Annotated in this window: 13 protein-coding genes; 3 read left to right on the top strand and 10 right to left on the bottom strand. The window is 68.9% G+C overall.

The window, feature by feature from the left end; translation table 11 throughout:
- Positions 1–24: 24 nt before the first annotated feature.
- The 3 genes from EZH22_RS07685 to EZH22_RS07675 are packed head-to-tail and all read left to right on the top strand — an operon-like array spanning position 25 to position 2214.
- Complete coding sequence (locus EZH22_RS07685; RefSeq protein ID WP_231711504.1) at positions 25–408, top strand: Fur family transcriptional regulator; 384 nt, start codon at positions 25–27, stop codon at positions 406–408.
- Positions 405–1286: a lysophospholipid acyltransferase family protein gene (locus EZH22_RS07680; RefSeq protein WP_231711363.1), complete on the top strand. Its 882-nt coding sequence runs from the start codon at positions 405–407 to the stop codon at positions 1284–1286. The genes EZH22_RS07685 and EZH22_RS07680 overlap by 4 nt, the downstream gene beginning before the upstream one ends.
- A gap of 49 nt (positions 1287–1335) precedes the next feature.
- Positions 1336–2214 (top strand): SDR family oxidoreductase, encoded by an 879-nt coding sequence (locus EZH22_RS07675; RefSeq protein WP_203195096.1) that lies wholly within the window; start codon positions 1336–1338, stop codon positions 2212–2214.
- Here the strand turns inward: EZH22_RS07675 and trmB are convergent.
- From trmB to EZH22_RS07625, 10 genes are all read right to left on the bottom strand, one after another.
- On the bottom strand, positions 2196–2906 hold the full coding sequence (gene trmB, locus EZH22_RS07670) for a tRNA (guanine(46)-N(7))-methyltransferase TrmB (protein WP_203195095.1): 711 nt from the start codon (positions 2904–2906) through the stop codon (positions 2196–2198). The genes EZH22_RS07675 and trmB overlap by 19 nt on opposite strands.
- Before the next feature lie 123 nt (positions 2907–3029).
- Positions 3030–4223 carry a methionine adenosyltransferase gene (metK, locus tag EZH22_RS07665; protein WP_203195094.1) on the bottom strand — a complete coding sequence of 398 codons (1194 nt, stop codon included), beginning with the start codon at positions 4221–4223 and terminating at the stop codon, positions 3030–3032.
- A 111-nt stretch (positions 4224–4334) separates the two neighbouring features.
- On the bottom strand, positions 4335–4742 hold the full coding sequence (locus EZH22_RS07660; protein ID WP_203195093.1) for a helix-turn-helix domain-containing protein: 408 nt from the start codon (positions 4740–4742) through the stop codon (positions 4335–4337).
- A gap of 96 nt (positions 4743–4838) precedes the next feature.
- Complete coding sequence (lnt, locus tag EZH22_RS07655; RefSeq protein ID WP_456300858.1) at positions 4839–6440, bottom strand: apolipoprotein N-acyltransferase; 1602 nt, start codon at positions 6438–6440, stop codon at positions 4839–4841.
- Between the two features lie 26 nt (positions 6441–6466).
- Positions 6467–7438, bottom strand: coding sequence for a hemolysin family protein (locus EZH22_RS07650; protein WP_203195091.1), 972 nt, complete (start codon positions 7436–7438; stop codon positions 6467–6469).
- A gap of 23 nt (positions 7439–7461) precedes the next feature.
- Entirely contained in the window at positions 7462–7983 is a 522-nt protein-coding gene (gene ybeY / locus EZH22_RS07645; RefSeq protein ID WP_203195090.1) for an rRNA maturation RNase YbeY, read from the bottom strand.
- Positions 7984–7985: 2 nt separating this feature from the next.
- Positions 7986–9029 (bottom strand): PhoH family protein, encoded by a 1044-nt coding sequence (locus tag EZH22_RS07640; RefSeq protein WP_231711503.1) that lies wholly within the window; start codon positions 9027–9029, stop codon positions 7986–7988.
- Positions 9030–9097: 68 nt separating this feature from the next.
- The gene (miaB, locus tag EZH22_RS07635; protein WP_203195089.1) at positions 9098–10483 is read right to left on the bottom strand and encodes a tRNA (N6-isopentenyl adenosine(37)-C2)-methylthiotransferase MiaB; all 1386 of its coding nucleotides are present in this window, start codon (positions 10481–10483) and stop codon (positions 9098–9100) included.
- A 144-nt stretch (positions 10484–10627) separates the two neighbouring features.
- Entirely contained in the window at positions 10628–11779 is a 1152-nt protein-coding gene (gene queG, locus EZH22_RS07630) for a tRNA epoxyqueuosine(34) reductase QueG (RefSeq protein ID WP_203196442.1), read from the bottom strand.
- Entirely contained in the window at positions 11776–12465 is a 690-nt protein-coding gene (locus tag EZH22_RS07625; protein ID WP_203195088.1) for a glutathione S-transferase family protein, read from the bottom strand. The genes queG and EZH22_RS07625 overlap by 4 nt, the downstream gene beginning before the upstream one ends.
- Positions 12466–12668: the final 203 nt, after the last annotated feature.

Raw genomic sequence — 12668 nt, 5'->3', positions numbered from 1 at the left:
GAAGAGGCCTGCCTCGCCAAGGGCATGAGGATGACGGAACAGCGGCGCATCATCGCCCGCGTGCTGTCCGGCGCGCAGGACCATCCGGACGTGGAGGAACTCCACCGCCGTGCGGTCGCCATCGACGACAACATCTCCATCTCGACGGTCTACCGTACGGTGAAGATGCTGGAGGACGCCGGCATCATCGAGCGGCACGATTTCGGCGACGGCCGGGCCCGCTACGAGCAGATGCCCGACGAGCACCACGACCACCTCATCGACCTGCGCACCGGCCGGGTCATCGAGTTCCGCTCCGAGGAGATCGAAGCCCTCCAGGAGGCCATCGCCCGTCGCCTCGGCTTCAAGCTGCGGGGCCATCGGCTCGAACTCTATGCCGTCCCCCTCGACGAGGACGAGAAGCCGTGACATCCCCCGGCGGTGCCGGCGCCCGGGCCGCCCCCGGTGACGGCGCAGGCGTGGACGATCTTGGTCCCGAACGGCCGGCCCTGTCGCGCCTCCTCGACCGGCTGCGCATGGGCGCGGTGCTGGTGCTGGTGGCGGCGGTGACCATCGTCGGCATCCCGCTGCAGTGGCTTTCCCTGCGCCTGCGCCTGCCCGCCCGGCGCCGGATTCCGGTGCTCTACCACCGCCTGCTGCTGCGGCTGATCGGCGTGCGGGTGAGCGTCCGCGGCGCGCCGGCCTCCGGCCGCCCTCTGCTTCTTCTCGCCAATCACGCCTCCTGGCTGGACATATCGGTCGTCGGTTCGCTCACGCCTCTGTTCTTCGTGGCGAAGAGCGAGGTGGCCGGCTGGCCGGTCATCGGCCTTCTGGCCCGGTTCCAGCGCACCGTCTTCGTGGACCGCCAGCGCCGCCAGGCCACCGGCGAGGTGAACCGGGAGATCGCCAGCCGCCTGCACGAGGGCGATCCGGTGGTGCTCTTCGCCGAAGGCACCTCCAGCGATGGCAATCGGGTCCTGCCCTTCCGCACCGCCCTCGTGGGGGCGGTGCGCGAGGCGTTCGCGGCCACCGAGGAGGTGGTGGTGCAGCCCCTCGCCGTCGCCTATGTGCGGCTCCAGGGCGTGCCCATGGGACGCCGACACCGACCCGTCGCCGCCTGGTTCGGCGACATGTCGCTTGCCCCGCATCTTCTCGACGTGCTGCGGCAGGGCGCCCTCGACGTGGAGGTGACCTTCGGCGCGCCGCTGCAACTCGATGCCGCCCATGACCGCAAGAGCGTGACGCGGGCCTGCGAGGCGGCGGTGCGCCATATGTGCGCCCTCTCCCTCGCCGGCCGCGCCGGCTGAGGGGCCGTCGGCCCTTGTCTGCGGCCTCCGGCTGCGGCATCACCGCACCATGAGCTCTTCCCCCACCTGCCTCGCCGCCCTGGGCTTCGGCTATTGCGCCCGCCATCTGGCCGCACGGCACCCGGCCGCCTTCCCCCGCGTCATCGGGACGGCCCGGACGGCGGAGCGCCTCGCCGGCCTGCCGGCGGGCGTGGCGCCGCACCTGTTTGATGGTGAAAGCCTTTCGCAGGACCTGTCCCCGGCCCTGAAAGCGGCGGAGGTGCTGCTGGTATCGGCACCGCCGGACGAGCGGGGCGACCCGGTGTTGCGCTGCGCCCGGACGGTATTGGCGGAGGGGGGGCTGCGGCAGGTGGTCTACCTCACCACCCTCGGGGTCTATGGCGACCACGGCGGGGCATGGGTGGATGAGACGACCCCGCCGCGCGCCGGCAGCCCGCGGCTGGAGCGGCGCCTGAAGGCGGAGGAGGAATGGCTGGCCTTCGGCCGGGCGGGCGGCGTGCCGGTGGCGGTTCTGCGTCTCGCCGGCATCTACGGTCCCGGGCGCAACGCCCTGGTGCAGCTGAAGGCGGGGGAGGCGCGGCGCATCGACAAGCCGGGGCAGGTGTTCAACCGCATCCACGTGGACGACATCGCGCGCACCATCCTCGCCGTGGTGGACCAGCGCTTCGGCGGCATCGTCAACGTGACCGACGATCTGCCGGCTTCACCCGCCGATCCCATCGCCTATGCGGCGGAACTTCTCGGCGTGCCGGTGCCGCCCGCCATCCCCTTCGCCGAGGCGGCGCGCACCATGAGCCCCATGGCGCTCACCTTCTGGGCCGGCAACAAGCGTGTCGCCAACGCCCGGCTGAAGGACGAACTGGGGGTGCGCCTCGCCTTTCCCACCTACCGCGAAGGGCTGCGCGCGCTTCACGCGGCGGGGGCCTGAGCGCGCGCAAAGGTGAGATAGGTGGGAACGCGTCCGTCCTCGACCGCCTTGGCCTCGTAGCGCGTGCCGGGCCAGTGCGGAAAGGGACGGCGCCAGTCGTCCGCGCGCTCGGCGGTCCAGTGGAAGGCCCCGTGATCCCTGACGGCGGCCAGCGTCCAGCCCACATAGTCGGTCACGTCCGAGGCGAAGCGGAAGCTCCCGCCGGGACGGATGGCGCGGGCAAGGCGGTCGAGATTGTCCGGCCGCACAAACCGCCGTTTCCAGTGCCGCCGCTTGGGCCAGGGATCGGGATAGAACAGGTCGGCGCCGTCCAGGCACCCGGCCGGCAGCCGGTCGAGCAGCAGTGCGGCATCCTGGTCGAACAGGCGGATGTTGGAGAGGGCGCTGGCCTCCAGGTCCACCAGCATCCGCGCCATGCCGTTCAGGAACGGCTCGACGCCGATGAAGCCCATGTCGGGCCGGCGGATGGCATGGGCGAGAAGGTGCTCGCCGCCACCGAAGCCGATCTCCAGCCACAGGCCCGCGACCGGACCAGGGAAAAGGTCGCGCGGTGCCGCGGCGTCCTTGAGATCGAGGCGGTAGGTGGGGAGGAGACGCGCAATGGCGTCCTGCTGGACACCACGCAGCGCCTTGCCAACACGACGGCCGTAGAAGGCGCCGTGGCGCTGCTCGTCTTGCGTCATCACATGCATCGCACAAGCGTGGTCGTTCGAGGGACGTGCGCACGGGCCGGACTGCGCGCAAGGCACGCCTTAAAGCAGAACGGCGGCCGGCCCGCAAAGGCCTGCCGCCGTCTTGAGGGTCTTGAGGAGGCCTCAGGCCACCGCGGACTTCAGCGCATCCACCAGGTCGGTCTTCTCCCAGGAGAAGCCGCCGTCGGCTTCCGGCGCGCGGCCGAAATGGCCGTAGGCGGAGGTGCGGGCATAAATCGGCTTGGTGAGGCCGAGATGCTCGCGGATGCCGCGGGGGCGCAGGTTCATGACCTCGCGCAGCACCTTCTCGAGCTTGGCCTCGTCCACCTTGCCAGTGCCGTGCAGGTCCACATAGACCGCGAGCGGATCGGACACGCCGATGGCGTAAGCGAGCTGGATGGTGGCGCGATCCGCCAGTTCCGCCGCCACCACGTTCTTGGCGAGGTAGCGCGCGGCATAGGCGGCCGAGCGATCCACCTTGGTCGGATCCTTGCCGGAGAAGGCGCCGCCGCCGTGGGGCGCCGCGCCGCCGTAGGTGTCCACGATGATCTTGCGGCCAGTGAGGCCGCAATCGCCGTCCGGTCCGCCGATGACGAACTTGCCGGTGGGGTTGACGTGCCAGACGGTGGCGTCGCTCACCCAGCCATCCGGCAGTGTCTTGCGGATGTAGGGCTCGACGATGGACTTCACGTCATGGGAGGTGAGGTGCTCGTCGAGATGCTGGGTGGACAGCACGATCTGGGTCACGCCCACCGGCTTGCCGCCCTCATACTGGACGGTGACCTGACTCTTGGCGTCGGGCCCCAGAGCGTGCGTCTCGCCGGAATGGCGGGCTTCCGCCAGGGTCTTCAGGATCTTGTGGGCATAGTAGATGGGCGCGGGCATCAGCTCGGGGGTCTCGCGGACGGCGTAGCCGAACATGATGCCCTGGTCGCCGGCGCCTTCGTCCTTGTTGCCCGCGATGTCCACACCCTGGGCGATGTCGGCGGACTGGGCGTGCAGCAGCACGTCCACGTCCGCCTTCTCCCAGTGGAAGCCGTCCTGCTCGTAGCCGATGTCCTTGATGGCAAGGCGCGCGGCGTGGGACAGCAGGTCCCTGGTGATGGACGAGGGCCCGCGAGTCTCGCCGGCGATCACCACCTTGTTGGTGGTGGCGAGCGTCTCGCAGGCGACGCGGATCTGGCTCGGATCCCAGCCCTCGACCTCGGCGGTGCGGAAGAAGGTGTCCACCACTTCATCGGAAATACGGTCGCAGACCTTGTCCGGATGGCCTTCGGAGACGGATTCGCTCGTGAAAAGGTAGGACTGACGCGCCATGTCTCGGCCCCTTTTTTCGTCCGTACCGCGTTGCGGCATTCCGCACTTGTGGCAACGCGGCTGCGAACGGTCAAGATCGTCGGGCCGAAAACGTTCGGTTTACCGAACGATTCAGCCTTCGGCTTCTCCGGCAATGGCGATCACGAGATCGACGATGCGCCGGCGGACCTTCGGGTCGGGAATGCGCATGAAATTGCGCGTCAAGGTCAGCCCGTCCGAGGTGGCGAGGAAGTCGGAAACGTAGGCTGGGGATTGTTCCTCAGAAAATCCCTCACCCTCCGGACCGACGGTCGGGGCGCCTTCGAAGAAGAACGCGACCGGGACGCCCAGAACGATGGAAATCTGCTGCAGCCGGCTGGCGCCGATACGGTTCGTTCCTTTTTCGTATTTCTGGATCTGCTGGAACGTGATACCGAGATGCTCGCCTAGTTTCTCCTGGCTCATGCTCACCATCATGCGTCGCATGCGCACGCGTGAGCCGACGTGTTTGTCGATAGGATTCGGCGCCTTCTTGACCATGGTCTCTCCGGCTGTCGGAAAAGATTACTCGATACTTCGCAAAGCGAAGGCTGCCCTGATCGCCGGGAACATAGGCATACAAAGTGCGAGCGTCGATCAACCTAAACGTGTAACACAACCGGAAAGTGGCATTGCAGCAAGCGTGAGCGCTGCCAGAAGCAGCATGGCCGGGATGATTTGAGGAAAACGCCCCGCAGCGGGAACCGTTTCCAGAGATTGTGGCAAAGGCCCGTCGACGAGCCCCTCCTCGCCCAGATGAGAGAGTGCGACGATTCGACCCAGAGGATCGATGATGGCCGAGATGCCGGTGTTGGCCGCGCGCACCAGCGGAAGACCTTCCTCCACCGCTCGCATCCGCGCCTGGGCGAAGTGCTGATAGGGTCCGGGCGTGGTTCCGAACCATGCGTCATTCGTAAGATTGAGCATGAGGCCGGGGCGGGGGCCTGCCGGAACTACCTTTCCTGGAAAGATAATTTCGTAACATACCAGCGGGGCGACCGGTGGCAGGCCGGGCACGCTCAGGGGCGCGAACGTCGCCCCGGATGAGAAACCACCTCGTACACGCGTAAGTTGTTCGAGGCCGAGGCTTTCGAGGGTCGCCTGGAACGGCAGATACTCGCCGAAGGGCACGAGGTGCACCTTATCCGTGTTGTGCAGCACCCGGCCCTCGGCATCGATGACGCGGATCGCGTTGAAGAACGGCGACACCTGCCCTTTGGGCGGAAAATCGTAGCGCACCGCGCCGGTCACGAGGGTCACGTTGGGCGGAAGGGCGGCGGCAATGTCCTCGGCCGCCCACGGCTCGCGCTCATAGATGAAGGGAAAGGCGGATTCCGGCCAGACCAGTACCGTCACGTCGGCGAGGCCCCGGGGATAGGTCGTGCTGGGCCGCGCGCTGAGCTCCAGATAGTCCTTGAGGATCTCCCGCCGCCGGTCGTAGGCGAACTTCTTGTCCTGCGGCACGTTCGGCTGCATCACGCGCAGTGCGACGCCGGGCACGTCGGGTATCGGGGTGGCGGCAAGCCGGTGGGCGCCCCACAGCGCCGCCCCGGCCAGCACCAGGCCGGCCAGTGCCACGCCCGCCGGGCCGCCGCGCCCCGGCCGCAGCAGCAGCACCGGGGTTGCCAGCAGCAGCAGCGCGAAGAAGGTCAGGCCGTAGGCGCCAACCAGCGAGGCGCTCTGCAGCAGCACGAGCGAGTCCGAGAAGGCATAGCCGAACGTGTTCCAGGGAAAGCCGGTGAGCACGTGGCCACGTAGCCATTCCGCCACCGTCAGCCCGAAGGCGAAGGCGAACAGGCGCATGGCCCCGCGGGACCACAAGAGCCGTGCGATCACCGCGCCGAGGGCGGTGAACAGGGCAAGGCCCGCCGGCATGGCGATGACTGCGAACGGCAACAGCCAGCCGAACACATCCGCTTCCACCAGCAGCGCGGCGCCGATCCACCACAGCGAGGCGAGGAAATAGCCGAAGCCGAACCACCAGCCGGCACCGGCGGCGGCGGTCAGGCGCGCCCGCCAGGAAGTCGCGGGCGCGTCCAGCAGCAGCACCAGTACCGGAAAGCTCACCGCCAGTATTGGCCACAGGCCGAAGGGCGGCATGGCGAGGGCGCCGAGCGCCCCGGCGCCACAGGCCAGAAAGCGCCGGCGCCATCCCGCGAGGGCACGGAGCACGAGGAACCGTCCGCGCAGGGACGCGATCGCCACCGAAGTGCTCACGTGCGGCGTCAGGCTTGGGGCTCGCCCGCATCGTCGGCCCCTATCGGGGCCTCCCGCGGGGGAATGATGCGCAGCTTCTTGACCCGGCGGGGATCCGCCTCCAGGACCTCCGCCGCGAAGCCGCCCGGCAGGGAGATGGTCTCGCCCTGCCTCGGCACGCGCGAGGCGATCGACACCAGAAGGCCGCCCAGACTGTCCACCTCGTCGAGGGCTTCCTCGGTGGCGAAGGTGGAGCCCAGCACCTCAACGGCAGCTTCGAGGGGAGTGCGCGCGTCGGCGAGGAAGCTGCCGTCGGGCTGGCGCACGAGCAGGGTATCGGCGGCCTCGTCGTGCTCGTCCTCGATCTCGCCGACGATCTCCTCCACCACGTCCTCGATGGAGACGAGGCCATCGGTTCCGCCATACTCGTCGATGACGAGCGCGAGATGGGTGCGGGCGGCCTGCATGGCCACGAGCAGGTCCACGGCCGGCATGGAGGGTGGCACATAGAGCAGGCGGCGGACGAGGCCGGCCTCGTCCAGCGAGCGGTCGAGATTGACCGAGCCGAGGTCGAGCTTGCCGCCGGGCGTGCTCGACACGTCGCCCACGAGCACGGCGATCAGGTCGCGGACGTGCACCATGCCGACGGGGTCATCCAGCGTGTCGTTGTAGACGACGAGGCGCGAATGGCCGATGGACACGAACTGCTTGAGCAATTCGCCGAGCGAGATGTCCCTGCGCACCGCCACGATCTCGGCGCGCGGAACCATGATGTCGCCGATGCCGACTTCCTTCAGGTGCAGGATATTGCGCAGCATCTTGCGCTCGGCGGAGGTGAACTCGCCTTCCTCCTCGGGTGTTTCCGCCGCGTCGAGCACCTCCACGAGGTCGGTGCGAAGCGAGCCGTGCGGCCGGAACGTGCCGAGGAGGGCACGCAATCGATCGAGAAAACTCGGCGGCTCCGAAGAGCTGGTCTCGGTCGGCTGGTCGATATTGGACATGGTCATCTCTTCGCCGGGGAACGTCATCCGTCCTGCGGCAGGGCATAGGGATCGTCGATCCCGAGCCCTGCGAGGATGCGGCGTTCCAGCGCCTCCATTTCCTCTGCTTGGTGGTCTTCAATGTGATCGTAGCCCATCAGGTGCAGCGTGCCGTGCACCACGAGGTGGGCCAGATGGTGCTCCGCGGCCTTGCCTTCCGCCGCGGCTTCTGCAGCTAGCGTTTCCAGCGCGACGATCACGTCGCCCAGCGGCTGGGGCGCGTCCACGTCGTCGGGAAGGTCGGGTTGAGGGAAGGACAGGACGTTGGTCGGCGTGTCCTTGCCGCGCCAGTCCCGGTTCAGCACGCGAATGCGCGCGTCGTCGGTGAGCGTGACGGAGACTTCGCAGGGCTCCGGCACGTCGTCGCCGCAAGCGGCGAGCGCGGCCCGGACGGCGCGCACCGCGATCGCCTCGGCGTCGGGCAGCACCGCCCAGCCGTCCGCTTCCACCAGCACGTCGATGACGACGGGGCTCTCCTCATGCGGGGCGGGAGCGGCAGCGGCCATGCTCAGGTTCCGGCCCTTCCGGACAGGCGGGCGGCAGCCGCCTCCAGCTTGGCGGCGTCGAGCTTCTCGTAAGCGGCGACGATGCGCCCCACCATCTCGTGGCGCACCACGTCTTCCGCCTTGAAATGGCTCACGCCCACGCCCTCGACGCCCTCCAGCAGACGCACCGCCTCGGCCAGGCCCGACACCTGGCCGGTGGGCAGGTCGGTCTGGCTGGTGTCGCCGGTGACGATCATGTGGGAGTTCTCGCCCAGCCGGGTCAGGAACATCTTCATCTGCATGGAGGTGGCGTTCTGCGCCTCGTCCAGGATCACCGCGGCGTTGGACAAGGTGCGTCCGCGCATGAAGGCGAGCGGGGCGATCTCGATCTCGCCGGACTGGATCGCCCGGTCCACGAAGGGACGGTCCATGAGGTCGTAGAGCGCGTCGTAGATGGGCCGCAGATAGGGGTCCACCTTCTCCTTCATGTCGCCGGGCAGGAAGCCGAGGCGCTCGCCGGCCTCCACTGCCGGCCGCGACAGAATGATGCGGTCGACCATGCGCCGCTCCAGCAGGTGCACCGCATAGGCCACCGCCAGCCAGGTCTTGCCAGTGCCGGCGGGGCCGGTGCCGAACACCAGGGTGTGGCGCTTCAGCGCGCGGATATAGGCATCCTGCGCCGCCGTCCGCGCCCGCACCGGACGCCGGCGCAGCTGGATCTCGTCGAAGGACTGGCGCTGCTCCGCCGGGTCGAAGTCGAACAGGGAGCCCTGGGACGTGACCTCGCGGATGGCGCCGTCCACGTCTCCCTGGCCAATGTCGCGGCCTTTGCGCAGGGCCTCGTAAAGGTGCTCAAGAACCACGCGCGCCTGCTCGCAGGCGTCCCGCTCGCCTTCCAGCGTCACGTGGTTGCCGCGCGAATCCGCCTTCACCCCGAGCTTGCGCTCGATGAGGGCGAGGTTGCGCCCGTAGTGGCCGAAGAGAAGGGTGGCGAGCCTGTTGTCGTCGAAGGCGAGCACCACGTGGGTCGGCGCCTCCTCCTCCGCGCTGGCCCACGGGGCCGTCACCGCCGCGCGGGCGGGACCGGGAGAGGGGACGACGGGGCGGTCGCGGTCGCTGCCGGGTCTGCGCAAGCTCAAGCCTCCATGGCCGCCAGCGGCCGGGATTGGGCGGAAGGATGGGGGGCGGCGACGCGGCCGGACAGGCTGTTGGGGCCTACCTCCGCGATGGTCACGCTCAGCAGGTCGCCAATGGCGGCGGGTGGGTCGTTCACCACCACGCTCTGCAGGTAGGGCGAGCGGCCGATGAGCTGCCCCGCCTGGCGGCCGGGCTTCTCCAGCAGGATGTCGAAGGTGCGGCCGCGGCAGCTGGCGTCAAAGGCGGCCTTGCCGGCCTCCAGAAGGCGCTGGAGCTCGGCGAGACGCTCGGCCTTCACGGTTTCCGGCACCTGCTCCGCGTGGTCCGCGGCCGGGGTGCCCGGGCGGGAGCTGTACTTGAACGAATAGGCGCTGGCGAAGCCGACGCGGCGCACGAGGTCCAGGGTGTCCTCGAAATCGGCGTCGCTCTCACCGGGGAAGCCGACGATGAAGTCCGAGGACAGGGCCATGTCCGGCCGCGCCGCGCGGATCTTCTCGATGATGGCAAAATAGTTGTCGCGGCCGTGCCGGCGGTTCATGGCAGCGAGGATCCGGTCGGATCCCGACTGCACCGGCAGATGCAGGTAGGGCATCAATTGGGGCAGGTCGCGATGGGCGGCGATGAGGTCGTCGTCCATGTCGCGCGGGTGGGATGTGGTGTAGCGCAGCCGTGCCAGGCCCTTCAGCCCGGCGAGGCGCGCCATCAGCCGGGCCAGGTTCCAGCTGGAGCCGTCGGGTCCCTCGCCGTGGAAGGCATTCACGTTCTGGCCGATGAGGGTGATCTCGCGCACGCCCTGGTCCACTAGCCGCGCCGCCTCGTCGATGATCTTCGCCACCGGACGGGAGACTTCCGCGCCGCGGGTGTAGGGCACCACGCAGAAGGTGCAGAACTTGTCGCACCCTTCCTGCACCGTGACGAAGGCGGCGGGTCCGCGCGAGCGTGTCGCTTCCCGCGTGGGCGCCGGCAGGTGGTCGAACTTGTCCTCCACCGGGAAGTCGGTATCCACCACGCGCCGGCCGGCCTTCGCCTCGGCGAGAAGCTCCGGCAGTCGGTGATAGCTCTGCGGCCCGACGACGAGGTCCACCACGGGCGCGCGGCGCATGATCTCGGCGCCTTCGGCCTGGGCGACGCAGCCGGCGACCGCGATCAGGGTATCGCTGCCTGCCTCCTGCTTCTGTTTGCGCAGGCGTCCCAGCTCCGAATAGACCTTCTCGGCGGCCTTCTCGCGGATATGGCAGGTGTTGAGGATCACGAGGTCGGCCTCGGCCGGGTCCTGCGTCTCCACGAAGCCCTCGCGCGCCAGCGTGTCCGCCATACGATGGGAATCGTAGACGTTCATCTGGCAGCCGAAGGACTTCACATAAAGCTTGCGGGGCTCGTGCATGTTGCCGTTTCTGTCGCCTCGATACTCGCGCGTGGGCGCGACGCGATCGTGACGCCAGCTCTTGTCGCCCCCCTCATGGTTCGTGAGGCCATGATCCTACCGGCAAACGTTGGACTTGGGAACAGGCGGCGCCGGGAAGCGTCGCTATCCCTCCATCAGCGCCTCGCTCCATTCGTGCCGGACGTCCAGGTCATGCTCCAGCGCCCGGTGCGAGTTTGCCAACCCCCGCACGCGCGCCGCGTCCGCCAGCCGCCCCAGCGCCCACACCGCCGCCCCGCGCACCAGCGGTGACGCATCGGCAAGCCGCGCCTCCACCAGCGGCAGCAGCGCGACATTCCCGGAATTGCCGATGGCGGTCAGCACGTTGCGCACGAAGCGGTCGCGCCCCGCCCGCTTGATCGGGCTCTTGGGAAAGCGCGCCCGGAAGGCGGCATCGTCCAGCGCCACCAGCTCCGCCAGGGGCGGCGCGTCGTTCTCCGCCCGCGCCGCGAGCCTCGCCTCCCGGCCGGCGACGGCGAACTTGTTCCAGGGGCAGGCGGCGAGGCAATCGTCGCAGCCATAGATGCGGTTGCCCATCAGAGGGCGCAGGTCCGCCGGGATCGGCCCCTTGTGCTCGATGGTGAGGTAGGAAATGCAGCGCCGCGCGTCGATGACGTAGGGCGAAGGGAAAGCCGCCGTGGGGCAGGCGTCGAGGCAGGCGCGGCAGGAGCCGCAATGGTCGCTTTCCGCAGCTGAAGGCGCCAGTTCGAGGGTGGTGGCGATGGCGCCGAGAAACAGCCAGGAGCCCAGGTCCCGCGACACGAGATTGGTGTGCTTGCCCTGCCAGCCCAGCCCCGCCGCCGCCGCGAGGGGCTTCTCCATGAGCGGGGCGGTGTCGACGAACACTTTCACGTCCCCGGCCAGCCCGCGCCGCCCGGCCTCGGCGAGGAGGGCGCGGGCGACGCGCTTCAGCTTCGGCTTGATGAGGTCATGATAGTCCTCCGCCCGCGCATAGACGGAAATGGCGCCGGCGCTGCGCCGCGCCAGCACGGAGCGGGGGTCTTGGGCGGGGCCGTAATTCATCCCCAGCATGATGACCGCGCGGACATCGGGCCACAGCACCGCCGGATCGGTACGGCGAGCCAGCGTGTCGGCCATCCAGCCCATGTCGCCGTGGGCGCCGCCCGATACCCATTGCCTCAGCCGCGCCCCGGCTTCCGCAACGGCATCCGGCCGGGCGAAGCCGACGGCGTCAAATCCCTCTTCGCCGGCCGCGCGGGCGATGAAGGCTTCTAGGCCGCCGCCGCCGGCCGTCAGAAGTCGAGGTCCGCGTAGGTCTTGGAGGGCGGCATCCCCGGAATGCTCTCGGTCAGCAGGGCGCGGAAGGTCGGGCGCGACTTGATGCGCGCGTACCAGTCCCTCGCGTGCTCGTCCTCTTCCCACGGCACATCGCCCAGATAGTCGGCCACCGACAGATGCGCGGCGGCGGCAAGGTCGGCCTGGCTCAGGCGCTCGCCCGCGAGCCATTTGCGGGCCTTGGCCAGCCAGCCGATATATTTGAGATGATAGCGCAGATTGGCCCGCGCCATGCGCAGGGAGGTCGCATCCGGCGGCCCGCCGCCCTGGTCGCGCGACATGTAGCGCTTGTGGATGCGCTCGCGCACCAGCGGCTCGGTGGCTTCCACATACATCTTCTCATGGAACCACGAGGTGAGCCGGCGCACTTCCACCCGGCCTGCCGGATCCTCCGGCAGCAGGCGGTGGGGACCCAGTGCCAGGCCCCGCGTTTCGTCCAGATACTCGGCGATGATGCTGGCGCCCGGCACCGACTCGGCCATCGCCTCCACGATCACCGGCGTGTCGCCGGCGGGGTTGAGGGCGAGGAGGCCGGGCCTGCGTTCCCACACCCGCTCCTCCACGAGCTCCGGTTCGAGCCCGTATTCGGCGAGCAGCAGACGGACGAATCGGGAATGCGGACAAAAGGGATGATGGTGCAGGTACATGGGTGATATGCGCGCCGCTGTTCGCCGGGGATCGAGGGGATGGCCAGTCAACCGGCGTTCCCCATTCTTAGAGCGCGATTCTTTCCGATTGGTTCCCCTTCGCTGCATCGCATCGGATCCTGCGCACCGAACGTGGGGCGCGCGCGAACATCGTGAACGGATGGCGAAGACGCCCGCACGGCTCCGTGGACGGGCCTGCCCGG

Source organism: Xanthobacter dioxanivorans (genome assembly GCF_016807805.1).
Classification (GTDB): domain Bacteria; phylum Pseudomonadota; class Alphaproteobacteria; order Rhizobiales; family Xanthobacteraceae; genus Xanthobacter; species Xanthobacter dioxanivorans.
This window is presented reverse-complemented; position numbering and strand designations above follow the sequence as displayed.